The sequence below is a fragment of the Pseudomonas fluorescens genome (genome assembly GCF_019212185.1).
Taxonomy (GTDB): domain Bacteria; phylum Pseudomonadota; class Gammaproteobacteria; order Pseudomonadales; family Pseudomonadaceae; genus Aquipseudomonas.
In genome coordinates this window covers 589,412-616,164 of sequence record NZ_CP078138.1, presented here as the reverse complement: position 1 = coordinate 616,164, position 26,753 = coordinate 589,412, and the positions used below count along the sequence as shown (strand labels likewise).

Sequence of the window (26,753 nt, the reverse complement as noted above, 5' to 3'; positions counted from 1 at the left end):
ACCTCATCAAACTCTTCAGGCGCATATCACTGCGGGTTGGCACGGGTGCTGGAAAGCAACGACTTCAGGTTGGCAGCCTTCGGCTTGACCAGCCAGAAACGACGCAGATAGTCATCAAGGTTCTCGGCGAGTTCACGACCCCACTCGCTATCGGTTTCCTCGACGTACTCGTTCAGCACGTTCTGCAGGTGGCTGCGATAGGCTTCCATCGCCTCGCCGCTGATCCGCTGGATTTCCACCAGTTCGTGGTTGACCCGGTCAACGAAGCTGTTGTCCTGGTCGAGCACATAGGCGAAACCGCCGGTCATGCCAGAGCCGAAGTTGTAACCGGTCTTGCCCAGGACGCAGACGAAACCACCGGTCATGTACTCGCAGCAGTGATCGCCAGTGCCTTCCACGACGGTGTGGGCACCGGAGTTACGCACGGCGAAACGCTCACCCGCAGTACCGGCGGCGAACAGCTTGCCGCCCGTGGCGCCGTACAGGCAGGTGTTGCCGATAATGGCACTGTCCTGCGTGCGGTAGACGCTACCTTTTGGCGGCACGATGACCAGCTTGCCGCCGGTCATGCCCTTGCCGACGTAGTCGTTGGCGTCGCCTTCCAGGTACATGTTCAGGCCGCCGGCGTTCCACACGCCGAAGCTCTGCCCGGCAGTGCCCTTGAAGCGGAAGGTGATTGGCGCATTGGCCATACCCTGGTTGCCGTGTTTGCGGGCGATTTCGCCGGAGATCCGCGCACCAATGGAACGGTCGCAGTTGCAGATATCCAGGGCGAATTCGGCGCCGCTCAGGTCATTGATCGCCGAAGTGGCCATATCGACCATCTTCTCGGCCAGCAGGCCCTTGTCGAACGGCGGGTTGCGATCGACTTGGCAGAACTGCGGCTTGTCGGCCGGAACGTGATCGCTGCCGAGCAATGGCGTCAGATCCAGGTGGTGCTGCTTGGCAGTCTGGCCTTCGAGGATTTCCAGCAGATCGGTACGGCCGATCAGTTCCTCGAGGGAACGCACGCCCAGCTTGGCCAGCCACTCACGAGTTTCCTCGGCGACGTAGGTGAAGAAGTTCACCACCATGTCGACGGTGCCGATGTAGTGATCCTTGCGCAGCTTCTCGTTCTGCGTTGCCACGCCGGTGGCGCAGTTGTTCAGGTGGCAAATACGCAGGTACTTGCAGCCCAGGGCGATCATTGGCGCGGTGCCGAAGCCGAAGCTTTCAGCGCCGATGATGGCCGCCTTGATCACGTCGAGGCCGGTTTTCAGGCCACCGTCGGTTTGTACCCGGACTTTACCGCGCAGGTCGTTGCCGCGCAGGGTCTGGTGGGTTTCGGCCAGGCCGAGTTCCCACGGCGCACCGGCGTACTTGATCGAGGTCAGCGGCGATGCACCGGTGCCGCCGTCGTAGCCGGAGATGGTGATCAGGTCGGCATAGGCCTTGGCCACACCGGCAGCGATGGTGCCGACGCCCGCTTCTGCCACCAGTTTCACCGAGACCAGCGCCTTCGGGTTGACCTGTTTCAGGTCGAAAATCAGCTGCGACAAGTCTTCGATCGAGTAGATGTCGTGGTGCGGTGGCGGCGAAATCAGAGTCACGCCCGGCACGGCATAACGCAGTTTGGCGATCAGACCGTTGACCTTGCCGCCTGGCAATTGACCACCCTCGCCCGGCTTGGCGCCCTGGGCGACCTTGATCTGCAGCACTTCGGCGTTAACCAGGTATTCCGGGGTTACACCGAAACGGCCGGTGGCCACCTGCTTGATTTTCGAGCTCTTGATGGTGCCGTAGCGCGCCGGGTCTTCACCACCTTCACCGGAGTTAGAACGCGCCCCCAGGCGGTTCATGGCTTCGGCCAGGGCTTCGTGAGCTTCCGGCGACAGTGCGCCCAGCGAGATACCGGCGGAGTCAAAGCGCTTGAGCACCGACTCCAGCGGCTCGACTTCGCTGAGGTCCAGCGGCGTATCGAGGGTCTTGACCTTGAACAGGTCGCGGATCATCGACACCGGACGGTTGTCCACCAGCGTCGTGTATTCCTTGAACTTGCTGTAGTCGCCCTGCTGTACAGCGGCTTGCAGGGTGTTGACCACGTCCGGGTTGTAGGCGTGGTATTCGCCACCGTGGACGAACTTCAGCAGGCCGCCTTGCTGGATCGGCTTGCGCGGGCTCCAGGCTTCAACGGCCAGGGCTTTCTGCTCGGCTTCGATGTCGACGAAACGTGCACCCTTGATGCGGCTTGGCACGCCACGGAAGCTCAGGTCGCAGACTTCCTGGGACAGACCGATGGCCTCAAACAACTGTGCACCACGGTACGAAGCGATGGTCGAGATGCCCATCTTCGAGAGGATCTTCAACAGGCCCTTGGTGATGCCTTTACGGTAGTTCTTGAACACCTCATAGAGGTCGCCCAGCACTTCACCGGTACGGATCAGGTCACCCAGCACTTCGTAGGCCAGGAACGGATAGACCGCCGACGCACCGAAGCCGATCAACACTGCGAAGTGGTGAGGATCGCGCGCGGTGGCGGTCTCGACCAGGATGTTGGAGTCGCAACGCAGGCCTTTTTCCGTCAGACGGTGGTGCACCGCGCCGGTGGCCAACGAAGCGTGGACCGGCAGTTTGCCGGGCGCAATGTGGCGGTCGCTCAGGACGATCTGAGTCCGACCGGCACGCACGGCCTCTTCGGCCTGGTCAGCGATGTTGCGCACCGCAGCTTCAAGGCCCAGGGCCTCGTCGTAGTTGAGGTCGATGACCTGGCGTTCAAAGCCCGGGCGATCGAGGTTCATCAGCGAGCGCCACTTGGCCGGCGAGATTACCGGCGAGCTGAGGATCACGCGCGAGGCATGCTCCGGCGACTCCTGGAAGATGTTGCGCTCGGCACCGAGGCAGATCTCCAGCGACATGACGATGGCTTCACGCAGCGGGTCGATCGGCGGGTTGGTCACCTGCGCGAACTGCTGGCGGAAGTAGTCGTACGGCGTGCGCACGCGCTGGGACAGCACGGCCATCGGCGTATCGTCGCCCATCGAGCCCACGGCTTCGTAGCCTTGCTCGCCCAATGGACGCAGTACCTGGTCACGCTCCTCGAAGGTGACCTGGTACATCTTCATATATTGCTTGAGCTGATCGACGTCGTAGAACGCCGAGCCGTGGTCGTTGTCTTCCATGGTCGCCTGGATACGCAGGGCATTCTTGCGCAGCCATTGCTTGTACGGATGACGGGACTTCAGGCGGTTGTCGATCGCGTCAGTGTCGAGGATCTGCCCGGTTTCAGTGTCCACGGCAAAGATCTGCCCCGGACCAACGCGGCCCTTGGCAATCACGTCTTCAGGCTGGTAGTTCCAGACGCCGATTTCCGAGGCCAGGGTGATGAAGCCGTTCTTGGTGGTGACCCAGCGCGCCGGACGCAGACCGTTACGGTCGAGCAGGCACACCGCGTAGCGACCATCGGTCATGACCACGCCGGCCGGGCCGTCCCACGGTTCCATGTGCATCGAGTTGTATTCGTAGAACGCACGCAGGTCCGGGTCCATGGTCTCGACGTTCTGCCACGCTGGCGGAATGATCATCCGCACGCCACGAAACAGGTCGATACCGCCGGTGACCATCAGCTCCAGCATGTTGTCCATGCTCGAGGAGTCGGAACCCACGCGGTTAACCAGCGGGCCGAGCTCTTCCAGGTCCATCAAATCGTTGGTGAACTTGGTGCGACGGGCCTGGGCCCAGTTGCGGTTGCCGGTGATGGTGTTGATCTCGCCGTTGTGCGCCAGGAAGCGGAACGGTTGGGCCAACGGCCATTTCGGCAAAGTGTTGGTGGAGAAGCGCTGGTGGAACACGCAGATTGCGGTTTGCAGGCGCTGGTCGCTGAGGTCTGGATAGAAGGCGGTGAGGTCCGCCGGCATCATCAGGCCTTTGTAGATAATGGTCTTGTGGGAAAAGCTGCAGACGTAGTGGTCGGTGTCGGCGGCGTTGGCCACGGACGAGCGACGACGGGAGCTGAACAGCTTGATGGCCATGTCCTGATCGCTCAGGCCATCACCACCGATGAACACTTGCTCGATCTGCGGCAAACGCTCCAGGGCCAGGCGCCCGAGCACGCTGGTGTCGATTGGCACTTTGCGCCAGCCGATCAATTGCAGGCCCTCAGCCAGGATCTCGCGGTTCATGTTCTCGCGAGCAGCTTCGGCTTTCACCGGATCCTGGTTGAAAAACACCATGCCCACTGCATATTGCTTGGGCATTTCGACGCCGAAGGTTTCCTGGGCGATCGCTCGCAGGAACTGGTCCGGCTTCTGAATAAGCAGACCGCAACCGTCACCGGTCTTGCCGTCGGCGTTGATCCCACCACGGTGGGTCATGCAGGTCAGGGCCTCAATGGCCGTTTGCAAAAGGGTATGACTGGGCTCGCCCTGCATATGGGCTATCAGGCCGAAGCCGCAGTTATCCTTGAATTCATCTGGTTGGTACAGACCTGCTTTCATAGACACTTTCTCACCAGGCTGCCTCTTATCGAGGCAAATTTCTTTTCAATTCAACCACTTACCATCCACGCCGAACGAACGCCAGCTTTGCGGGGGCAAAAGGGAGGTCATTGTACACACCGACACAGACGCCCACAAATTTGACGACGAAATGTCGCAAATTCATGTCGCATTTATGAAAGGTTTAAAGCTATCTACTGTGCTAGTCAAAACTTTTTTCAATTTTGACCGCACGACTCAAAGACTACTGTGACGCAGACACCACAAGGCACGCGGCCTCCAGGGCAGCATGCCTTGTAGAAATTTTGAGGTGCCGGGAGAGGCGGCCTGGGTAAGGCCGCCGAATCTTCAGCGAGCTGTTGCCAGTTCCTGTTGGACGCTGGCGACAGAGCGAGGCCAAGGTTTACCAGCCTGAACCTTCGCTGGCAAGGCCTTGATGGCAGATACGGCCGCATCGCGATTGGCGAAGTTGCCATAGGTGATGACGTAAAGCGGCTTGCCGTTCAGGACTTTCTTGAAGTAACGGTACTCACCGCCCTGCTCCTTGACGAAGCTCTGTGCCGCCGCTTCGGAGCTGGTGCCGAGAATCTGCACGACGTAATTGCCAGGCTTCTGACCGGCGTACCAGGTGCCGCCAGCTGCCGCCGGTGTCGCTTTTGCGACAGTTGCCGGCTTCTCGACCGGTTTGGTCACCGGCGCAGGCTTAACCACAGGGGCTGGAGCTGGCTTGGCGACTGGCGCAGGGGTTGGCTTGGCAACGGCGACTTGCGTCGGGGCTGGAACAGGTTTGGCCGCCGGTGCTGGTGCCGGGCCAGCTGCAACGCCAGCAGGCGGGGCGATAGTGGTCACGGTCGGTGGCACCGAGCTGGACCCAGGCACCGGAACGCCATCGTCACCTTCGGTAATGCCACCGGCTTCCTCAGCCAATGGACCGCGCATGACCGGCTGCGATTGCCCGACCAACGGCAACGGCATGGGCTGGGTATTGCCGGCAAATTCGACCGACGGCGCAGCACCATTGGCACCCTGGCCCAGGGGCAATTGCGCCTGCTCGTTAGCCGGCGCACCGGTGGTTGGTGCTTTGCTGCGACCCGGCAAGAGCCAGGCGGCAGCCACCGCAACCACGACCACGGCAGATATCGCCAATACGTGTTTCTTCGGCATGTTGAACCCCATACTTGGACGCTTCACCGCAGAACGGCTGGCGATCATGGCTTCGATCATCGCATCGCGAGCCACCTGATTGATGTTTCCAGGCCAGCCCTCGGAGCTTTCGTGAATCTCAGAGATCTGATTTGCGGTGAAAAGTTCGATTCCACGGCCCGCACCCTCGAGACGCTGCCCGAGGTATTCCCGAGTCTCTTCTTCGGTGTAAGGCTGCAATTCGATAACGTGGAAACGCTCTTCTTCGGCGCTCAACTGATCCAGACCGGCGATCAGAGAAGGCTCGCCAAACAGGAACACATGGGGACGCCCTTCCGGCGCACCGGCAGCCAAGGCCAGCAAGACTTCCAGGGCCGACTCGTCGAGCTGCTCGGCATCGTCCACCAGCATGTAGACTTCCTGGCCGGTCAGTGCGAGTTGCACCACCTGCTTGAGAATTGCCCCCACCTCTGCGTCGGCAACGTCCAGTGCCTGCGCCACCTGCCGCAATACACCTGCCGCATCACCGGCGCCACGGGCGGACACAACCACACTCTGCACCGACTGCTTGTTGGTGCTGGCAACCAGCGCCTGGCGCAGCAAAGTCTTGCCGCTGCCCAAGGGGCCGGTGACCACCAACAGCAACTGGCTGTAACGGGCCAGATGGTGCAACTGTCCGAGCACAGATTTGCGCTGGGCAGGGAAAAACTTGAAGCCAGGCACCCGCGGAGCGAAGGGGTCATGGTTCAGCTGGAAGTGGCCTAGGAACGCCTCGTCGGCATGCAAACTGGTCATCGGGATCTTATTAACCTTTAAGCTGAGCCAGGGCGCGGTAATCCGCTCCCAGCGTTGCCTGTAAAATCTCTTTCGGATAATCGTCGGTGACAACTGCTTCACCCATGCGGCGCAACAACACCAGGCGCAAACGTCCGTCGATTACTTTCTTGTCAATTGCCATGTGCTCGAGAAAATCCGCCTCGGTCATCTCCTCGGGAGGAATGACCGGCAACCCGGCGCGCTGGAACAGGGCAATGCCCCGATCGCGCTCCTGGGCCGTGATCCAGCCGAGGCGTGCTGACATGTCCAGCGCCATCACGGTGCCAGCAGCGACTGCCTCACCGTGTAGCCAGACACCATAGCCCATGTGGGTTTCGATGGCGTGGCCGAAGGTATGGCCCAGGTTCAGCGTGGCCCGCACACCGGATTCACGCTCGTCGGCACCGACCACCGCCGCCTTGGCCGCGCAAGAGCGCTCGATGGCGTAGGTCAGGGCGTCCTGGTCGAGCGCCCGCAGGCGATCGACGTTTTCTTCGAGCCAGGTCAGGAAGGGCTCATCGCAGATCAGCCCGTATTTGATCACTTCGGCCAGCCCGGCGGAGAGCTCGCGGGCCGGCAGCGTATTGAGGGTCGCGGTATCGATCAGCACCACGTTGGGCTGATAGAAGGCACCGACCATGTTCTTGCCCAGCGGATGGTTGATACCGGTCTTGCCGCCCACCGACGAGTCGACTTGCGACAACAGGGTGGTCGGCACCTGAATGAAATCGACCCCACGCTGGTAGCAGGCCGCGGCAAAACCGGCCATATCGCCAATCACCCCGCCGCCCAGAGCGATCACGGTGGTGCGCCGATCATGGCGCGCGGTCAGCAAGCCATCGAAAATGGTTTGCAGGGTTTCCCAGGTCTTAAAGGCTTCGCCGTCGGGCAACACCACGGAAATCACTGAATAACCTGCGAGGCTGCGGGTCAGACGCTCCAGATAAAGCGGCGCAACCGTCTCGTTGGAGATAATTGCCACTTGCCGCCCTGCGATATGCGGCGCCAGCAGCTCGGGCTGATCCAGCAACCCTTCACCAATATGAATCGGGTAGCTACGCTCGCCTAGATCGACCTTAAGTGTCTGCATGTGTCCCCACAGAAAAGTTGGAATCAGGCGTCCCGCCTTGCGCTATCGACGGGTAACGTCTGCCTGTGTGACGTTGCCCGTTGCTGATGCGCCACACTCGCCGGCCATCATGACGCGACGCCGAGGATAGCGCATTTCGCGCCCTGAATTAACGGGGAGGCAGTTGCTGCAAGCGTTCCAGAATATCCAGCACGACCATGCGCGGCGGCCGCTCATCGGTTTCCACCACGACGTCGGCGATTTCCCGATATAGCGGATCGCGCAGCGTCAGCAGATCACGCAGGGTTTTAGCCGGATCGGCGGTGCGCAGCAATGGACGATTGCGGTCACGCGCCGTGCGCCCGACCTGCTGCTCGACCGAAGCATGCAAATACACCACCCGCCCGCCGGCATGCAGCGCGTGACGGTTGGCTTCACGCATCACGGCACCGCCACCAGTCGCCAGCACCACGCCATCGAGCTCACAGAGCTCGGCGATCATTGCCTGCTCGCGATCACGGAAGCCGGGTTCGCCTTCTTTATCGAAGATCCACGGGATATTGGCGCCTGTGCGCAATTCAATTTCCTTATCGGAATCCTTGAACGGCAGACGCAGCTCTTTGGCCAGCAAGCGACCGATGGTGCTTTTACCCGCACCCATCGGCCCAACAAGAATCAAATTTCGCACAGAATCAATGACTCACAGCAATCGCCTGGTTATTCATGATACGCGGAGTGAGAAATACCAGCAGCTCGGATTTTTTCTCCGCCACCACGTCACGCCGGAAAAGGCGGCCAAGATACGGCACATCACCGAGAAATGGCACCTTATCTACGACCTTGCTTTGAGTATTTGAGAAAACCCCACCAATAACGATGGTTTCACCATCGATTACGAGCACCTTGGCATTGACCTCGTTTTTCCTGATAGGCGGCACATCCTGCACTTTATTCAAGTAATCAGGCTCATCCTTGGTCACCTTGACCACCATGATGATGCGGTTGTCCGGCGTGATCTGCGGAGTGACTTCCAGCGACAGCGAGGCCTCCTTGAAAGAGACCGAGGTCGCGCCGTTGGCGCCGGCCTGCTGATAGGGGATCTCGGTGCCCTTGAGGATTTTCGCGACCTCCTTGTCGGACGTAAGCACTTTGGGCTGGGAGATAATTTCACCGTTGCCGGTTTTTTCCATTGCGGTCAGCTCCAGGTCGAGTAATAGGTTGTCGCTGACGAACCCGACCCCCAGCCCCGAGGTGGCACCTACTGCGCCCATGTCGACGAACGGCGCACTACCGGACTCACCTGGACTCCCTGCACCCGAAGCCCTCCAGTTGCCTCGCCGAATCGATCCACCCCAGCGCACCCCAAGGCTTTTGTCGTAATCCACGTTCACCTCGACGATGCGCGCTTCAATCATCACCTGGCGCACCGGAACGTCCAACTGAGCGACGATTTGCCGTAACTCGTCCAGACGTTCCTGGGTCTGGTACGCAATGATGTTATTGGTCCGGTCGTCAACGGTCAGCGAACCCCGCTCTACAGGCCTGACTCCGGTGACTGACTGGAATAGCTGAGCGATATCCGCCGCCTTGGCGTAGTTGACCTGCAAAAGCTCTCGCCGCAAGGGCGCCAGTTCGGCTACGCGCTGTTGCGATTCAAGCTCCTGGCGCTCGCGGTTTGCGATGTCTTGTGCCGGAGCGACCAACAACACATTGCCAACCTGACGCTTGTCCAGGCCCTTGGTCTTGAGCACCAGATCCAGAGCCTGGTCCCAGGGCACGTCGTGGAGGCGCAACGTGATGCTGCCTTGCACGGCATCGCTGGCCACCAGATTGAGCTGAGTGAAATCGGCTATGAGCTGCAGCACCGAGCGCACCTCAATGTCCTGAAAATTCAACGACAGCTTGTCGCCGCGATACCCATCCGGTTCGACAACGCCGTGCATCGGGTGAATGACCGCTTGGGCGGTCGCCGACAGCAACGCAAAACCCAGCACGAAACCGAGGGTGGAAAGAATCCTGTTCATTGTCTGGCTTCCACTATGAGCGCACGTTCAAGGAGATGGATCGCGGTTGCTCGCGCCAGGCGTTTTCGCCATCGGCAACGATTTCCAGCAGATCGACCCGGGTTTCACTGATCGACACGATCCGCCCGTCATCGCGCCCCAGGTAGTCCCCCACCTGCAATCGATGTACGCCGCCCGCCACACGCAGCAGCGCCGAGGCACCCGCCGCATTCGCCATGGTTCCCACCATCACGAACTGCTCGACAGCAAAACGTTCAAGGGGGTGGCGGATCCGCAGTGGATCCGGACTTACCCTTGTTCGCCCTGCGTCCTGAGCCGCAAAAGCGGTCCCGGACGGTGGCAGGAACGGACTGCGTAACGAGACGGCGTCGTAGAAAAATGGCGGTAATGAGGGGTAGGTCGGGATTGGCTCGATACTGTCAGGCGATTTCAACCGTACTTCATCCATGAAGCCATCCAGATCAACGAAGCCCTGCCCCTCGCCGCAGCCGCCAAGCCCGATAAGGAAAGCAACAGGCGCGCCCCAGCGCAGCGGCCTCACAGCTGATGCCCTTCGTGATAGCGATAAGTCCGGGCCAGGATATTCAAACGCAGCATGGCGCCATCCGCCCGACTAACCGGTGCCAGGCTGAAGTCGTGCAAGGTGACGATCCGTGGCAGAGCGGATACTGCACTGACGAACGTCGCCAGACCGTGATAGTCGCCAACTACAGTAATTTGAATCGGCAATTCGAGGTAAAACGGCTGAGCCTCTTCGGGTAGTAGTCGGATTTCCTCAAACTGCAGGCCACCGACTGATCCGGCACGGGATATATCCTCCAGCAATCCCGGGACTTCAGTGTCGCTGGGCAGTTGCCGCAATAATTCGTCGAACGAGTGCTGCATATCCTGAACCTGGTCGAGATAGAGCTGCACATTGCCGAGCTGGGCGACTCTGTTCGCGAATTGCTGCTTACGATCGCGCTCTTCACCGCGAGCGTTCTCCAGTTGACCCTGCCGATCACGCAAGTGAACGGTGTAGCCCGACACCAGCAGAATCAGCATCAACAACACGCCTATCAAAGCCCTGAGCGCTCGCGGCCGGGACCCCGCACCGTGCAGGTCGTCACGACTGAACTCGAATCGAGCCAACTTCACGAGAACACTCATGACCTCGACGCCACAGGCAGTGTTTCGGTCTGACGAACGCTGAGACGGAACAAACTGGCCGCGTGTTTGCCCGATCCGTCGCCGGCAACCTTGATCTCGGTCAGACTTGGAGCGTCAAACACCTCGGCGGCATCGAGATTGCGCAACAGTTCGGAAACATGCTGGTTGGAAGCGGCCACACCATTGATGACCAACGTCCGATCGCGCCATTGCAGGTCGGTGAAATACACCTCATCAGGAAGGGTCCTGGCCAACTGATCGAAGACTTGCGCGGCGCCTGATCGCTGCCCTTGCAGCCCCTGGATAATTCGCATCCGCTCAACCAACTGCGCGCGCCTCGATTTCAACTCATTGAGTTGCCCCACCCGCTCCTCAAGCGCACTGATTTGCTGGACGACATAAGCATTACGCGCGGCCTGGCGCTCGATTGCATGATTGATGTAGCGATCCCCCAGGACGATACTGCCTGCCGACAGCAGCACTACGCCGCCCAACACCAGCAGAAAACGCCTGCGGCCCGCCTCACGCCGAGCTTCGCGCCACGGCAACAGATTGATGCGAGTCATCAGTCAAAACTCCTCAATGCCAGACCACAGGCAATCATCAAGGCAGGGGCGGCGTCGGCAAGGGAGGCCGGGTTCACCTGGGCAGCCAGTGTCATGCTGGTAAAGGGGTTGGCCACCTGCGTGGGAACTTTCAGGCATCGCTCAATCATCGGCGCCAGACCGTCAATCGAGGCACCTCCGCCGGCCAGCAGGACGCGCTCGACCTTCCGCGCTGAGTCCGAATCGATGTACCACTGCAGCGAACGAGAAATTTGCTGCAACAGCGCCTCACAGCTGGGCTGGAGGATTTCACCCGAGCAGCCGTCAGACCATTCCTCCATCCGCACAACCGGCTCACTCTCCCGACCGTGTTGTCGCTGAATATTCTCAGCGAGTTGTTGACCACCAAACAGGTGCTCGCGGCTGAAGACGATCAGGCCTTCACTCAATACATGCAGCGTGGTCAGGTGAGTGCCTATATCAATCAATGCCACGGCAGGCCGCTGCGTGCCGGACAACAAGGTGACGGCCCGCTGCCACGCATGGGCTTCGACATCCACCACAGCGGGCACTAACCCTGCCAGATCAAGTACCGCCTCCAACAACTCGACACGCTCCCTTCGACAGGCAGCCACCAGCACATTGACTCGCCCGGGATTGTCCGCGCAGGCGCCGATTACCTGAAAATCGAGCGCTACATCATCCAGGGGATAAGGGACGTACTGGTCAGCATCGATTCTCAGCTGATTTTCCAACTCATCGGCTGACAGCCCTGCGGGCATCTCCAACACTCTGGTGATGACCGCCGGTCCGGAAACCGCCACGGCGACATGCCGGGAGCGGGCATGAGCCTTGGTCACCAACCTTGATACCGCGCGCCCGACCAACTCGGGCTCGGTGATACTCCTCTCAACCAGCGCATTCGCCGGCAAAGGCTCTATTGCGAACGCCTCCACCTGATATCGCGAACTCGTGCCGCCAAGCTCGAGCAGCTTGACCGAGGTAGAGCCGATATCGAGACCCAATAACATTCGAGGTTTTTTGCTGAAGACTCCCGGCATTGGCAATTCCCTATGACTTTCCGTGAGTTACGAACTCTTGATGGCGACCGGCGTCCAATGCCAGTGCCTTGACCCAGCCGCCAACTGCGCTGTTGGCGGAAAAATGCTTATAATGCCCAGCGTTTTTCTCCGCTTTCTTCAAGCGCAGGTCGAGCCTTGTTTACCCTGAATGCCCTGACGCCAAATTCATTCTTTGCCCTGGATATCCAAAAGCCTTGATTCGTCTGCTGAAATTTTTCGGGTGGTCCATCGTCGCCATTTTCTGCGGACTGCTTCTGGGTCTGAGCGGCGCGTTCCTCTACCTTAGTCCTGGACTGCCGTCGGTGGAGGCGCTCAGAAGTATCCAGTTGCAGATTCCGTTGCGGGTCTACAGCAGCGACGACAAGTTGATCGCAGAATTCGGCGAAATGCGCCGCAATCCAATCCGTTTTGCCGACATTCCCCCCAACTTCATCAATGCGTTACTAAGTGCTGAGGACGACAACTTCCTCAACCACTATGGGGTCGATCCAAGCAGCCTGATGCGCGCCGCGACCCAACTGGTCAAGAGCGGACATATTCAGTCCGGCGGCAGCACCATCACCATGCAGGTGGCAAAGAACTTCTTCCTGACCAGCGAACGCAGCTTCTCGCGCAAGACCACCGAGATCCTGCTGGCCCTGCAAATCGAACGACAGCTGAGCAAGGACGAGATCCTCGAGCTGTACGTGAACAAGATCTACCTGGGTAACCGCGCCTATGGCATCGAGGCGGCGGCGCAGGTGTACTACGGCAAATCGATCCGCGACGTCAGTCTGGCGCAGATGGCGATGATCGCCGGCCTGCCCAAGGCCCCTTCGCGCTTCAACCCGCTGGCCAACCCGGCACGCAGTAAAGAGCGTCGCGACTGGATCCTGGGCCGCATGTACAAGCTCGGGAAAATCGACGAGGCGGCGTATCAGGCGGCGATCAACGAACCGCTGAATGCCAGCTACCACGTGCCAACCCCGGAAGTGAACGCACCGTACATTGCCGAAATGGCCCGCGCCGAAATGGTCGGCCGCTACGGCGCCGATGCCTACACCGAAGGTTTCCGCGTCACCACCACGGTGCCGAGCAACCTGCAGGAAATGGCCAACACCGCCGTCCACGAAGGCCTGATTACCTACGACCAGCGTCACGGCTACCGCGGCCCGGAATCCCGACTGCCGGGCAAGACCCCGGACGCCTGGGCCACTGAGCTGACCAAGCAACGGACCATCAGCAGCCTTGAGCCGGCCATTGTCAGCGAAGTCGACAAGAACGGCCTGCAGGTCCTGACCCGCAGCGGGACCGAACATGTTTCCTGGGACAGCATGAAGTGGGCGCGCCCCTTCCTGAACACCAACAGCATGGGCCCGAATCCACGCCAGCCGTCGGATGTGGCACAGATCGGCGACCTGATTCGGGTGCAGCGCCAAGCCGATAGCAGCCTGAAGTTCAAACAGCTGCCAGCCGCCCAAAGCGCCCTGGTCTCGCTGGACCCACAAAACGGCGCCATTCGCGCCCTGGTCGGCGGCTTCGCCTTCGAGCAAAGCAACTACAACCGCGCCATGCAGGCCAAGCGTCAACCGGGCTCCAGCTTCAAACCGTTCGTCTACAGCGCCGCCCTGGACAGTGGCTACACTGCCTCCACACTGGTCAACGACGCACCGATCGTGTTTGTCGACGAGTACCTGGACAAGGTCTGGCGACCAAAGAACGACACCAACACCTTCCTCGGCCCGATCCGTCTGCGCGAGGCGCTATACAAGTCGCGCAACCTGGTGTCGATCCGCCTGCTGCAGGCCATGGGCGTCGGCAAGACCATCGACTACATCAGCCGCTTCGGCTTCAACAAACAGGACCTGCCACCCAACCTGTCCCTGGCATTGGGCACCGCCACCCTGACGCCGATGGAAATTGCCACCGGCTGGAGCACCTTTGCCAACGGCGGCTATAAGATCAGTCCGTACATCATCGACAAGATCGAAAGCCGCAATGGCGACACACTGTTCGTCGCCAACCCGCCAAGCGTGCCCAAGGGCGACACCGCCACCAGCGGCATCGCAGCACCTACCGACGAGGCGTTCACCATCAACCCGACACCTGGCGAAGCACCGGCCACAACCGCTGCCACCGAGCAGGCGCCTGCGGTCGCCGAGCGGATTGTCGATGCCCGCACCACCTATATTCTCAACAGCATGCTGCAGGACGTGATCAAACTTGGCACCGGGCGTCGCGCCCTGGCGCTGGGTCGCACCGACCTGGCCGGCAAGACCGGGACCACCAACGAATCCAAGGATGCCTGGTTCTCGGGCTACAACGGCGATTACGTGACCACCGTCTGGACTGGCTTCGATCAACCCGAAAGCCTCGGCCGACGCGAGTTCGGCGGCACCGTCGCGCTGCCGATCTGGATGAGCTACATGGGCGCCGCCCTCAAGGACAAGCCGCCCCACACCCAGCCAGAGCCTGAGGGCATCCTCAGCCTGCGCGTCGACCCGATCAGCGGCCGCGCCGCCTCCCCAGGCACACCAGGCGCCTACTTCGAACTGTTCAAGGCCGAAGACACGCCGCCCAATGGCAGCGAGCTGGGCAACGGCACCGCACCTGGCAGCCCGCTGCCGGCGGATGAAGTGGCGCCGATCGATCTGTTCTGATCTGGCCCAGCCAAAAAGCCCCGCCTCCGTGAGGAGTGCGGGGCTTTTTATTGACTGCTGAGGTGCTCTCTGCGGGAGCGGGCTTGCCCGCGAAAGGGCCGGTACAACCCCACACAAAACCTCAGGCATAAAAAAACCCCGACTCGCCAGAGCCGGGGTTTTCTATTGACGCGCTACAACGACTTAGCCGTTGAACACATCATCCACACTTTTCAGCGGGTAGTTCTTCGGATACGGCAGGGTCGCTACGCCGGTCTCGATGGCGGCCTTGGCCACGGCATCGGAGATCACGGTGATCAGGCGGGCATCCATTGGTTTCGGAATGATGTACTCACGGCCGAATTCCAGCTTGATACCGCCGTAGGCGTCGCACACTTCCTGAGGCACTGGCAGCTTGGCCAGTTCACGCAGGGCGTTGGCCGCAGCCACTTTCATTTCTTCGTTGATGCGCTTGGCGCGAACGTCCAGGGCACCACGGAAAATGAACGGGAAGCCCAGTACGTTGTTCACCTGGTTCGGGTAGTCCGAACGACCGGTCGCCATGATCACGTCATTACGAGTGGCGTGCGCCAGCTCAGGGGAGATTTCCGGATCCGGGTTCGAGCAAGCAAACACGATCGGGTTGGCGGCCATGGACTTCAGGCCTTCAGCGCTCAGCAGGTTCGGACCGGACAGGCCGACGAACACGTCAGCGCCTTCCAGCGCGTCCGCCAGGGAACGCTTGTCGGTCGCGTGAGCGAAGACTGCCTTGTACTGGTTCAGGTCGTCACGGCCGGAGTGGATCACACCGGTACGGTCAACCATGTAGATGTTCTCGATGTTCGCGCCCATGCTCACCAGCAATTTCATGCAGGAGATGGCGGCAGCGCCAGCGCCCAGGCAGACGATCTTGGCTTCTGGCAGGGTCTTGCCAGCGATTTCCAGGGCATTGATCATGCCGGCCGCGGTGACGATCGCGGTGCCGTGCTGGTCATCGTGGAACACTGGAATATCGCACTGCTCGATCAGAGCACGTTCGATCTCAAAGCACTCAGGCGCCTTGATGTCTTCCAGGTTGATGCCACCGAAGGTGATGGAGATGCGCTTTACCGTGTCGATAAAGGCTTGCGGGCTTTCGGAATCGACTTCGATGTCGAATACGTCGATGCCGGCGAAACGCTTGAACAGTACGCCCTTGCCTTCCATTACCGGCTTGGACGCCAGCGGGCCGAGGTTGCCCAGGCCAAGAATCGCGGTGCCATCGGAAATCACTGCAACCAGGTTGCCTTTACCGGTGTATTTGTAGGCCAGCTCAGGATCGCGAGCAATTTCGCGTACTGGTTCGGCTACGCCGGGGCTGTAGGCCAGCGACAGGTCGCGGGCGGTAGCGGTGGCCTTGGTGAGCTCGACACTCAGCTTACCTGGACGAGGTTGAGCATGATATTCGAGAGCGGCAGTTTTCAGATCAGACATAGGGGCATTCCGCTTTTTACTGTTGGACAGACTGGTCAGCGAGGATACGCGCCTCGCAAAGTCCCCACAAGACTGACCGGTCACCCCTGTCAAGCGCCCTGCCCTACGACTTTCGCCCAAGAGCCACGGAACACAAGGCCTACAAGTGTTCACAATCGATATAAAAAATGTCTACAATTTTTTATGGCGTACCTGCCATTCAGGCGCCCTCGAGACCTCAACACCCCCGCAGCCCCTGACGGGATGCTCAATCCAGAGGGCTGTAGCCGATTGGGTGCAACCAGCAGTACAACTGAACCCTGAACCTGAGCCAAAACACCTCGCGATTGCTCCAGGCCGCGCTTGCGAAAAGCAAAATCACAGGCATAAAAAAAGCGTCCGCAAGGGACGCTTTTTTCATCACCGAGAAAAAACCGCGAGGGTTTTCCCGGTAGATCGGCCTTAGGCCTTTTTCGCACCGAACGCACCGAAGCGGTCTGCGAAGCGCTGTACACGGCCGCCGGTGTCCAGAGTCTTCTGCTTACCGGTGTAGAACGGGTGGCACTCGTTGCAAACGTCGATTGGCAGAGCTTTGCCGAAAGTCGAACGAGTTTCAAACTTGTTGCCACAGCTGCAGGTCACAGCGATGACTGGGTATTCTGGATGGATATCAGCTTTCATGGTGTTTTCCTCAGCTAGCGTGCCGCCACTCAACACCATTGTTGAATACCGCACGTAATTAGGCCGCGGATTCTACCAGACCTTGACGATGACGCAAGCTGTCCCTCAAACCGGTCGTCTGCTAGGCTCCGCCCCCTATGGGTGCGACCCAACCCTTGTGGGAGCGGGCTTGCCTGCGATAGCTCAGTGTCAGTCAGCGGATATGTCGTCTGACACGTCGCTATCGCGAGCAGGCTCGCTCCTACAGAGAATGCGCCATCTTCTATGTCAGCTATCGAGACTTTCCCGCGTGCCCGACGCCATTCTGCGCCTCGCCCTGCCCTCGCCCCTGCGCCGCCTGTTCGATTATCGAGCCCCGGCCGGCGTCAAGCGCACGCAATTGCAACCAGGCATGCGCCTGCGGGTGCCGTTCGGACGCCGGGAGATGATCGGAATCCTGGTGGAAATCAGCGATCACAGCGAAGTGCCTGCCGACAAGCTCAAGCCGGCGCTGGCCCTGCTGGATGCCACGCCGCCGCTGCCGGCCTCGTTGTTCAAGCTGTGCCTGTGGACTTCCCAGTATTACCAGCACAGCCTGGGCGACACTCTGAGCTGGGCCCTGCCGGTCCTGCTGCGCCAGGGCGAACTGGCCGAAGCCCGCCAGGAGCGTTTCTGGTCAGCGGCGCCAGGCGCCAGGCTCGACGACCCACGCATTGCCCGCGCCCCGCGCCAACGCGAGGCCCTCGCGACCCTGGCCCAGCACCCTCATGGCGTCGCCCATGCGCTGCTGAGCAAACTGATGCTGAGCAAGGACAGCCTCGACTTGCTGCTGGCCAAGGATCTGGTCCAGGTCGAAATCCGCAAGCATGCACCCGGCGAGCGCCATGAACACTGGCTGGCCCAGCCAGAGCTGCCACTCAACCCCGAACAGCGCGCCGCCTATGAAGCCATCAGTGCCGGGATGGACGGTTTTCACGCGTTTTTGCTGGCCGGTGTCACTGGCAGCGGCAAGACCGAAGTCTATCTGCAGTTGATCCGCGCCACCCTGGAGGCCGGCAAGCAAGCCCTGGTGCTGATCCCGGAAATCAACCTCGGGCCGCAGACTCTGGCGCGCTTCGAGCAACGTTTCAATGCACGGATCGCTCTGCTGCACTCAGCGGTCAACGACCGTGAACGCCTGGATGCCTGGCTCGCCGCCCGCGATGGGGAGGCCGACATTATTATTGGCACCCGTTCGGCGCTGTTCACACCGATGAAAAACCCCGGGCTGATCATCATCGACGAAGAGCACGACGGCTCCTATAAACAGCAGGAAGGCCTGCGCTACCACGCCCGCGACCTGGCGCTGGTGCGGGCACGCCAGGAAAACATCCCGATTGTCCTCGGCTCCGCAACGCCGTCCCTGGAAAGCCTGCAAAACGCCTACACCGGACGCTACGGCCTGCTACGCCTGAATGAGCGTGCCGGCGGCGCCAAACAGCCGCGCTTCCTGCGCCTGGACGTCAAGAGTCGACCGCTGGACAGCGGCATTTCCGGGCCGATGCAACAGGCCATCGGCCAGACCCTCGCGGCCGGCCAGCAAGTCCTGGTGTTCCTCAACCGCCGCGGGTTCGCGCCGACCCTGCTCTGCCACGATTGCGGCTGGATGTCCGAATGCCAACGCTGCGATGCGCGCATGACCGTGCATCAACGCTCCGGTGAACTGCGCTGCCATCACTGCGGCTACGTCGAGCGCGTTCCGCGGCATTGCCCCAAGTGCGGCAAAGTCGACCTGCGCCCGGTAGGTGCCGGCACTGAACGCGCAGAGGAACGCTTGGGCATTCTGTTCCCGGACTATCCGGTGTTGCGGGTCGATCGTGACAGCACCTCGCGCAAGGATGCGATGAACCAGCTGTTCGCCACTATCCAAAAAGGCCAACCGTGCATTCTGGTGGGCACCCAGATGCTCGCCAAGGGTCACCACTTCCCACGAGTGACCCTGGTGTCGATCCTCGACGCCGATGGCGGCCTGTTCTCCGGCGATTTCCGCGCCAGCGAACGCATGGCGCAGTTGATCGTGCAGGTTGCCGGACGCGCCGGGCGTGCCGAAGAGCCGGGCAAAGTGATTATCCAGACCCATCTCGCCGATCACCCGCTGCTGGTGCAATTGACCGAACAGGGCTACTTCGCCTTCGCCGAGCAGGCTCTGAGCGAGCGTCGTGCCGCCGGCCTGCCGCCTTTCGCCCACCTGGCCCTGCTCCGCGCCGAGGCGCACAAGCCCGGCCAGGCCGAAAGCTTCCTCGACGAAGCCTGCAGCGAAGCGGAGCGCCTGCTGGCCGAACAGAACCTCGGCGGCATCGAACTCCTCGGCCCTGTGCCGGCCCCCATGGAACGCCGCGCCGGGCGTTATCGCGCACAATTATTGGTGCAAGCCAGCGCCCGGGCGCCCCTGCACCGACTGCTCAACAGCTGGATGCTGGTGCTGGAGCACTTGCCCAGCGGCCGGGCAGTGCGCTGGTCGCTGGATGTGGATCCGGTGGACTTGTATTGATCGGCAGGTCGCTTGCCAGTGAAGGGCGGCGAATTGTCACCACACATCCATAACCGGCCTGCTAAGGTTGGCAAGCCCGCCCTGGCAACGGATAATGCCCAGTTTTTCCACCCGCGCATTGACGCGCCGCCGCTATGCGGTTGAAAGAGAAGCCCATGAAAGACACCATTCGCCAGTTGATCCAGCAAGCCCTCACCCAACTCGTTACCGACGGTGTGTTGCCTGAAGGCCTGACGCCGGCGATTCAGGTGGAGAACGCCCGCGACAAGACCCACGGTGACTTCGCCAGCAACATCGCCATGATGCTGGCCAAGCCGGCCGGCATGAAGCCGCGCGACCTGGCGGAGAAAATCATCGCCGCGCTGCCAGCCGACGAAAACGTCAGCAAGGCCGAAATCGCCGGCCCGGGCTTCCTCAATTTCTTCCAGAACACCCAGGCCCTGGCAGCGCGCCTGGATGCCGCCCTGGCCGACGCCCACGTCGGCGTACGCAAGACCGGCCCAGTGCAGCGCACCGTGGTCGACCTGTCGGCGCCGAACCTGGCCAAGGAAATGCACGTCGGCCACTTGCGCTCGACCATCATTGGTGACGGCGTGGCACGGGTCCTGGAGTTCCTTGGCGACACCGTGATCCGTCAGAACCACGTAGGCGACTGGGGCACCCAGTTCGGCATGCTGATGGCTTACCTGCAGGAAAACCCGATCACCAGCGACGAGCTGTCGGACCTGGAAAATTTCTACCGCGCCGCCAAGCAGCGCTTCGACGAGTCCGCCGAGTTCGCCGACCGCGCGCGCGGCCTGGTGGTCAAGCTGCAGGCCGGCGATGCCGAATGCCTGGCGCTGTGGACCAAGTTCAAGGACATCTCGCTGTCGCACTGCCAGAAAATCTACGAGCAGTTGAACGTCAAGCTGACGATGGCCGACGTGATGGGCGAAAGCGCCTACAACGACGACCTGATCAACGTGGTCAACGACCTCAAGGCCAAGGGCATGCTGGTCGAGAGCAACGGCGCACAATGCGTGTTCCTCGATGAATTCAAGAACGCCGACGGCGAGCCGCTGCCGGTGATCATCGTCAAGGCCGACGGCGGCTACCTGTACGCCACCACCGACCTGGCGGCCGTGCGCTACCGCAGCGGCGTGCTCAAGGCCGACCGCGCCCTGTACTTCGTCGACCAGCGTCAGGCCCTGCACTTCCAGCAAGTATTTGCCGTGGCCCGCAAGGCCGGCTTCGTGACCCATCCGATGGAAATGGAGCACATGGGCTTCGGCACCATGAACGGCGCCGATGGCCGTCCGTTCAAGACCCGTGATGGCGGCACCGTCAAGCTGATCGACCTGCTCAACGAAGCCAAGGAACGCGCCTACAGCCTGGTCAAGGACAAGAACCCGGAACTGGCCGAAGCCGACCTGCGCAACATCGCCAAGGTGGTGGGCATTGGCGCGGTGAAATACGCCGACCTGTCCAAGCACCGCACCAGCGACTACAGCTTCAACTTCGACCTGATGCTCAACTTCGAAGGCAACACCGCGCCGTACCTGCTTTACGCCTACACCCGCGTGGCCGGCGTGTTCCGCAAGCTGGGCAAGGATTTCAACGAAGTTGACGGGCAGATCGTCCTCGAAGCCGCCCACGAACAGGAGCTGGCCGCCAAGCTGGCGCAATTCGCCGAGGTGCTGAACAACGTCGCCGAGAAAGGCACGCCGCACATCCTGTGCGCCTACCTGTATGACGTTGCCGGCCTGTTCTCCAGCTTCTACGAGAACTGCCCGATCCTCGCCGCCGAAACCCCGACGCAGATGCAGAGCCGCTTGCGCCTCGCCGCACTGACCGGTCGCACTCTCAAGCAAGGCCTGGAGCTGTTGGGCCTGGAAACCCTGGAGCGTATGTAAGTTGGCTGCCAAGAAAAAACCTGCACCCAAGCGTGGCGCCAGCCGTTACCAAGCTCCAGCAAAACAGCCGATTCCGGGCTGGCTATGGATGGCCATCGGTCTGACCGTGGGCGCGTTTATCGTGTTCCTGATGAAGCTGGAGCCCGGCAAGGGCGACGACGTCAAGCGGGTCAAGCAGGAAGAACAGAAAGCCACGCGCATGGCCGAGGCCAACAAGACCCCGCCGAGCCCGCAGCAACCGGTGAAGCCGAAGTACGACTTTTACACCTTGCTGCCGGAATCGGAAGTCATCGTGCCGCCGGACGCCGTGCCCGAGAAAACCCTGCCGACCCCGCAGACCGCCCCCGTGGCGCCTGTGACACCGGCAGAAGCGGCGAAGATCGACACTGCCCGCGCCCAAGCCGCCCTCAGCGGCCTGACGCCACCACCAGCGCCACCGGTGGCGAAGGCCGCGCCGGTGACTAAGTTCTTCCTGCAGGCCGGTTCATTCCGCAAGGAAGCCGATGCTGACAAGGTTCGAGCACAGATCATCCTGCTCGGCCAATCGGTTTCGGTGGAGTCGGGCACGGTCAAGGATGAAACCTGGTATCGGGTATTGGTTGGTCCGTTCAGCAATCGTGAGCAACTGACGACGGCGCAGAAGCAACTGGCCGGCAGCGGTTTCAGCAACTTGTTGTTACAACAACGTCAGAGCCGCTGATCGGCGGTTTTCACCGGGATTCTGCGGTGTACCCCAATCCATTGTAGGAGCCAGCCTGCTGGCGATGAATTTGATGCGGTGTTGCTGATGGCCTCATCGCGAGCAGGCTCGCTCCTACAGACCGCCCGTCCTGCTCCACGTCCTACAGTTGAAAAACGCCACACCACCCCCATATGAGTCTGCATAAGGCATTTTCGCCCCGCTGCGTGGAGACTCTTCCCTTGACCACCATCGTTTCAGTTCGCCGCCACGGCAAAGTCGTCATGGGCGGCGACGGCCAGGTTTCCTTGGGCAACACCGTGATGAAAGGCAACGCGAAAAAAGTTCGCCGCCTGTACCACGGCCAGGTCATCGCCGGTTTCGCTGGCGCCACCGCCGACGCCTTTACCCTCTTTGAACGCTTCGAAGGCCAGCTTGAGAAACATCAGGGTCATCTGGTGCGTGCCGCCGTCGAACTGGCCAAGGAATGGCGCACCGACCGCTCCCTGAGCCGCCTCGAAGCGATGCTCGCCGTTGCCAACAAAGACGCCTCCCTAATCATCACCGGCAACGGCGATGTGGTTGAGCCCGAAGATGGCCTGATCGCCATGGGCTCCGGTGGCGCCTACGCCCAGGCCGCAGCCAGTGCCCTGTTGAAAAAAACCGATCTGTCGGCCCGTGAAATCGTCGAGACCGCCCTGGGCATCGCCGGCGACATTTGCGTGTTCACCAACCACACCCAGACCATTGAGGAGCAGGACTGCGCCGAGTAAGCCCGTGCGCCCTGCGCCACGGCTCCTGCTTGCTTGAGGTCCGCCAATTACTATGTCCATGACTCCCCGTGAAATCGTCCACGAACTCAATCGCCACATCATCGGCCAGGACGACGCCAAGCGCGCCGTCGCCATCGCCCTGCGAAACCGCTGGCGCCGGATGCAACTACCCGAAGAACTGCGCGTTGAAGTAACCCCGAAAAACATTCTGATGATTGGCCCAACCGGTGTCGGCAAAACCGAAATCGCCCGTCGCCTGGCGAAACTCGCCAACGCGCCGTTCATCAAGGTCGAAGCGACCAAGTTCACCGAAGTCGGCTATGTCGGCCGTGACGTCGAGTCGATCATCCGCGACCTGGCCGATGCTGCGATCAAGCTTCTGCGCGAACAGGAAATGACCAAGGTTCGCCATCGCGCCGAAGATGCCGCCGAAGAGCGCATCCTCGACGCGCTGCTGCCGCCGGCGCGCATGGGCTTCAACAACGACGAAGCGCCGACCCAGGACTCCAACACCCGTCAGCTGTTCCGCAAGCGCCTGCGTGAGGGTCAACTGGACGACAAAGAGATCGAAATCGAAGTCGCCGAGAACGCCGGCGTCGACATTTCCGCGCCGCCAGGCATGGAAGAAATGACCAATCAGTTGCAGAGCCTGTTTGCCAACATGGGCAAGGGCAAGAAGAAGGCCCGCAAGCTCAAGGTCAAGGAAGCGCTCAAGCTGGTGCGCGACGAAGAAGCCAGCCGCCTCGTCAACGATGAAGAGTTGAAGGCCAAGGCTCTGGAAGCAGTCGAGCAGCACGGCATTGTGTTCATCGATGAAATCGACAAAGTCGCCAAGCGCGGCAATGCCGGTGGCGTCGACGTGTCCCGCGAAGGCGTGCAACGCGACTTGCTGCCGCTGATCGAGGGCTGCACCGTCAACACCAAACTGGGCATGGTCAAGACCGACCACATCCTGTTCATCGCTTCCGGCGCGTTCCACCTGAGCAAGCCGAGCGACCTGGTACCGGAGCTGCAAGGCCGCCTGCCGATTCGCGTCGAACTGAAGGCCCTTTCGCCGGAAGATTTCGAGCGCATCCTCAGCGAGCCGCACGCGTCCCTGACCGAGCAATACGCCGCCCTGCTGAAAACCGAAGGCCTGGCCATCGAGTTCCAGCCAGACGGCATCAAGCGCCTGGCCGAGATCGCCTGGCAGGTCAACGAGAAGACCGAGAACATCGGTGCCCGCCGCCTGCACACCCTGCTCGAGCGCCTGCTCGAAGAGGTGTCGTTCAGCGCCGGCGACCTGGCCAGTGCCCATGGCGAGCAGCCAATCCGCATCGACGCCGACTACGTCAACAGCCACCTGGGTGAATTGGCGCAGAACGAAGATCTGTCCCGTTATATCCTGTAAGCAACTCTTACAGCGATAGAGAACCTGTGGGAGCGAGCCTGCTCGCGATGACGGAGGTACATTCAACCACTGTGTTGATGTATATACCGCCATCGCGAGCAGGCTCGCTCCCACAGGGAGCCTCGCAAAGCGGACATCCGGCCATGATCCCCACTGACATCAAACTGCACAAAGCCTCGAAAACCCTGTCGCTGAAATACGCGTCCGGCGAAGAGTACCAACTGCCCGCAGAATTCCTGCGCGTGCACTCCCCCTCCGCCGAGGTCCAGGGCCACGGCAAACCTATCCTGCAATTTGGCAAGATCGGCGTCGGCCTGAGCAAGGTCGAACCGGCCGGTCAGTACGCACTGAAATTGACCTTCGATGACGGCCACGACAGCGGCCTGTTCACTTGGGATTATCTCTACCAATTGGCGCGACGTCAGGACGATCTCTGGGCCGACTATCTGGACGAGCTCAAGGCCGCCGGAAAATCCCGCGACCCCAGCGAGTCCGTCGTCAAGCTGATGCTCTAGTCCGGGCCTCTCGCTCTTTAGAGCGCATTTTCTAATTTCATCTGCTTGAATGCTCCCCCCGTGAGCCATTGATTGGCCTGCTTGCGAAAAAAATTAAACTCGGGTAACCAATGGAGCTGGCAAGTTCTGTGCAGCGCTCCCTGAACTGAAAACTCAGCGATGTGCAATTAACGGTCACCCGAGCGCGCACCTGGCAAGAGCTGTGTGACTCCACAGCCGGACTCAGGTACTCGACTCGGGACAATGGAGCGTCGTAGATGAGTAACAAGAATAACGATGACCTGAAACGCCAAGCCTCGGAAAACACCCTGGGGCTAAATCCTGTCATCGGCTTGCGCCGAAAAGATCTGCTTGGTTCTGCTCGCATGGTGCTGACACAGGCCATCAAACAACCCATCCATAGCGTCAAGCACGTTGCTCACTTCGGCCTTGAGCTGAAGAACGTGATATTCGGCAAGTCCGAGCTGCAACCGGAAGGCGATGACCGTCGTTTCAACGATCCGGCATGGAGCCAGAACCCGCTCTACAGACGTTACCTGCAAACCTACCTGGCCTGGCGCAAGGAGCTGCACGACTGGATCGGCGACAGCAACCTGTCCGAGCAGGACATCAGCCGCGGTCACTTCGTGATCAACCTGATGACCGAAGCCATGGCCCCGACCAACAGCGCGGCCAACCCCGCAGCGGTCAAACGCTTCTTCGAGACTGGCGGCAAGAGCCTGCTTGATGGTCTCTCGCACCTCGCCAAGGACCTGGTACACAACGGCGGCATGCCGAGCCAGGTCAACATGGGCGCCTTCGAAGTCGGCAAGAGCCTGGGCACCACCGAAGGCGCGGTGGTGTTTCGCAACGACGTACTGGAGCTGATCCAGTACCGCCCCATCACCGAACAGGTCTACGAACGCCCGCTGCTGGTGGTGCCGCCGCAGATCAACAAATTCTACGTGTTCGACCTCAGCCCGGAAAAAAGCCTGGCGCGCTTCTGCCTGCGCAGCAACGTGCAGACCTTCATCGTCAGTTGGCGCAACCCGACCAAGGCGCAGCGCGAGTGGGGCCTGTCGACCTACATCGAAGCGCTCAAGGAAGCGGTCGACGTGGTCAGCGCCATCACCGGCAGCAAAGACGTCAACATGCTCGGCGCCTGCTCCGGCGGCATTACCTGCACCGCTTTGCTGGGGCACTACGCCGCACTCGGCGAGAAGAAGGTCAATGCGCTGACTCTGCTGGTCAGCGTGCTCGACACCACCCTCGACTCCCAGGTGGCCCTGTTCGTCGACGAGCAGACCCTGGAAAGCGCCAAGCGCCACTCCTATCAAGCCGGCGTGCTGGAAGGCAAAGACATGGCCAAAGTCTTCGCCTGGATGCGCCCCAACGACCTGATCTGGAACTACTGGGTCAACAACTACCTGCTGGGCAACGAGCCGCCGGTCTTCGACATCCTGTTCTGGAACAACGACACCACCCGCTTGCCGGCGGCGTTCCACGGCGACCTGATCGAAATGTTCAAGAGCAACCCATTGATCCGTCCGAATGCACTGGAAGTGTGCGGCACGCCGATCGACCTCAAGCAGGTCACCGCCGATGTCTATGCCCTGGCCGGCACCAGCGACCACATCACACCGTGGAAGTCCTGCTACAAGTCGTCCCAGCTGTTTGGCGGCAAGGTCGAGTTTGTGCTGTCCAGCAGCGGTCATATCCAGAGCATTCTGAATCCGCCGGGCAATCCGAAGTCGCGCTACATGACCAACTCGGAATCGGCATCGAGTGCGGATGAATGGCAGGAAAACTCGACCAAGCACACCGATTCCTGGTGGCTGCACTGGCAGGCCTGGCAGGCCGAACGTGCGGGCAAGCTGAAAAAAGCCCCGACCGCCCTTGGCAACAAGACCTTTACTGCGGGTGAAGCCGCACCGGGGACGTACGTACACGAACGCTAGCGACAAG

Annotated in this window: 18 protein-coding genes and 1 pseudogene; 8 read left to right on the top strand and 11 right to left on the bottom strand. The window is 60.8% G+C overall.

Annotated features, from left to right (window positions below; all coding sequences use genetic code 11):
- Positions 1–26: 26 nt before the first annotated feature.
- From gltB to pilM, 9 genes and pseudogenes are all read right to left on the bottom strand, one after another.
- A complete protein-coding gene (gene gltB / locus KW062_RS02660; protein ID WP_105754044.1) occupies positions 27–4,472 on the bottom strand; it encodes a glutamate synthase large subunit in 4,446 nt (1,481 codons plus the stop codon).
- Between the two features lie 348 nt (positions 4,473–4,820).
- Positions 4,821–6,410: an SPOR domain-containing protein gene (locus KW062_RS02655; protein ID WP_105754045.1), complete on the bottom strand. Its 1,590-nt coding sequence runs from the start codon at positions 6,408–6,410 to the stop codon at positions 4,821–4,823.
- Between the two features lie 10 nt (positions 6,411–6,420).
- Complete coding sequence (gene aroB / locus KW062_RS02650; protein ID WP_027617429.1) at positions 6,421–7,521, bottom strand: 3-dehydroquinate synthase; 1,101 nt, start codon at positions 7,519–7,521, stop codon at positions 6,421–6,423.
- 148 nt (positions 7,522–7,669) lie between these two features.
- Complete coding sequence (gene aroK / locus KW062_RS02645) at positions 7,670–8,188, bottom strand: shikimate kinase AroK (RefSeq protein WP_027617428.1); 519 nt, start codon at positions 8,186–8,188, stop codon at positions 7,670–7,672.
- 4 nt (positions 8,189–8,192) lie between these two features.
- Positions 8,193–9,416, bottom strand: a pseudogene (locus KW062_RS02640) (type IV pilus secretin PilQ); the annotation flags it as partial.
- 121 nt (positions 9,417–9,537) lie between these two features.
- Positions 9,538–10,065: a pilus assembly protein PilP gene (locus KW062_RS02635; RefSeq protein WP_105754047.1), complete on the bottom strand. Its 528-nt coding sequence runs from the start codon at positions 10,063–10,065 to the stop codon at positions 9,538–9,540.
- A complete protein-coding gene (locus KW062_RS02630) occupies positions 10,062–10,673 on the bottom strand; it encodes a type 4a pilus biogenesis protein PilO (RefSeq protein ID WP_027617426.1) in 612 nt (203 codons plus the stop codon). Before KW062_RS02630 ends, KW062_RS02635 begins: the two co-directional genes overlap by 4 nt.
- Entirely contained in the window at positions 10,670–11,239 is a 570-nt protein-coding gene (locus tag KW062_RS02625; RefSeq protein ID WP_105754048.1) for a PilN domain-containing protein, read from the bottom strand. The genes KW062_RS02630 and KW062_RS02625 overlap by 4 nt, the downstream gene beginning before the upstream one ends.
- Positions 11,239–12,279, bottom strand: coding sequence for a type IV pilus assembly protein PilM (gene pilM, locus KW062_RS02620; protein WP_027617424.1), 1,041 nt, complete (start codon positions 12,277–12,279; stop codon positions 11,239–11,241). The genes KW062_RS02625 and pilM overlap by 1 nt, the downstream gene beginning before the upstream one ends.
- A 218-nt stretch (positions 12,280–12,497) precedes the next feature.
- On the opposite strand from pilM, the gene KW062_RS02615 reads away from it, so the two are divergent.
- Complete coding sequence (locus KW062_RS02615) at positions 12,498–14,939, top strand: penicillin-binding protein 1A (protein WP_371321439.1); 2,442 nt, start codon at positions 12,498–12,500, stop codon at positions 14,937–14,939.
- 183 nt (positions 14,940–15,122) lie between these two features.
- On the opposite strand, the gene KW062_RS02610 is transcribed toward KW062_RS02615, so the two are convergent.
- Both KW062_RS02610 and rpmE read right to left on the bottom strand, forming a co-directional pair.
- Positions 15,123–16,391: a malic enzyme-like NAD(P)-binding protein gene (locus tag KW062_RS02610; protein WP_027617422.1), complete on the bottom strand. Its 1,269-nt coding sequence runs from the start codon at positions 16,389–16,391 to the stop codon at positions 15,123–15,125.
- 441 nt (positions 16,392–16,832) lie between these two features.
- A complete protein-coding gene (rpmE, locus tag KW062_RS02605) occupies positions 16,833–17,051 on the bottom strand; it encodes a 50S ribosomal protein L31 (RefSeq protein ID WP_027617421.1) in 219 nt (72 codons plus the stop codon).
- Positions 17,052–17,340: 289 nt separating this feature from the next.
- Between rpmE and KW062_RS02600 the strand changes: the two genes are divergently transcribed.
- The 7 genes from KW062_RS02600 (at position 17,341) to phaC (ending at position 26,746) form a co-directional block, all read left to right on the top strand.
- The gene (locus KW062_RS02600; RefSeq protein WP_027617420.1) at positions 17,341–19,560 is read left to right on the top strand and encodes a primosomal protein N'; all 2,220 of its coding nucleotides are present in this window, start codon (positions 17,341–17,343) and stop codon (positions 19,558–19,560) included.
- Positions 19,561–19,715: 155 nt separating this feature from the next.
- Positions 19,716–21,452 carry an arginine--tRNA ligase gene (argS, locus tag KW062_RS02595; protein WP_105754050.1) on the top strand — a complete coding sequence of 579 codons (1,737 nt, stop codon included), beginning with the start codon at positions 19,716–19,718 and terminating at the stop codon, positions 21,450–21,452.
- 1 nt (position 21,453) lies between these two features.
- Entirely contained in the window at positions 21,454–22,152 is a 699-nt protein-coding gene (locus KW062_RS02590; protein WP_027617418.1) for an SPOR domain-containing protein, read from the top strand.
- A gap of 221 nt (positions 22,153–22,373) precedes the next feature.
- Complete coding sequence (gene hslV, locus KW062_RS02585) at positions 22,374–22,904, top strand: ATP-dependent protease subunit HslV (protein WP_007975582.1); 531 nt, start codon at positions 22,374–22,376, stop codon at positions 22,902–22,904.
- A 52-nt stretch (positions 22,905–22,956) separates the two neighbouring features.
- Positions 22,957–24,294 carry an HslU--HslV peptidase ATPase subunit gene (gene hslU, locus KW062_RS02580; protein WP_027617417.1) on the top strand — a complete coding sequence of 446 codons (1,338 nt, stop codon included), beginning with the start codon at positions 22,957–22,959 and terminating at the stop codon, positions 24,292–24,294.
- A 143-nt stretch (positions 24,295–24,437) separates the two neighbouring features.
- Positions 24,438–24,809: a gamma-butyrobetaine hydroxylase-like domain-containing protein gene (locus KW062_RS02575; protein WP_105754051.1), complete on the top strand. Its 372-nt coding sequence runs from the start codon at positions 24,438–24,440 to the stop codon at positions 24,807–24,809.
- Between the two features lie 257 nt (positions 24,810–25,066).
- Positions 25,067–26,746 carry a class II poly(R)-hydroxyalkanoic acid synthase gene (gene phaC, locus KW062_RS02570; RefSeq protein WP_105754052.1) on the top strand — a complete coding sequence of 560 codons (1,680 nt, stop codon included), beginning with the start codon at positions 25,067–25,069 and terminating at the stop codon, positions 26,744–26,746.
- Positions 26,747–26,753: the final 7 nt, after the last annotated feature.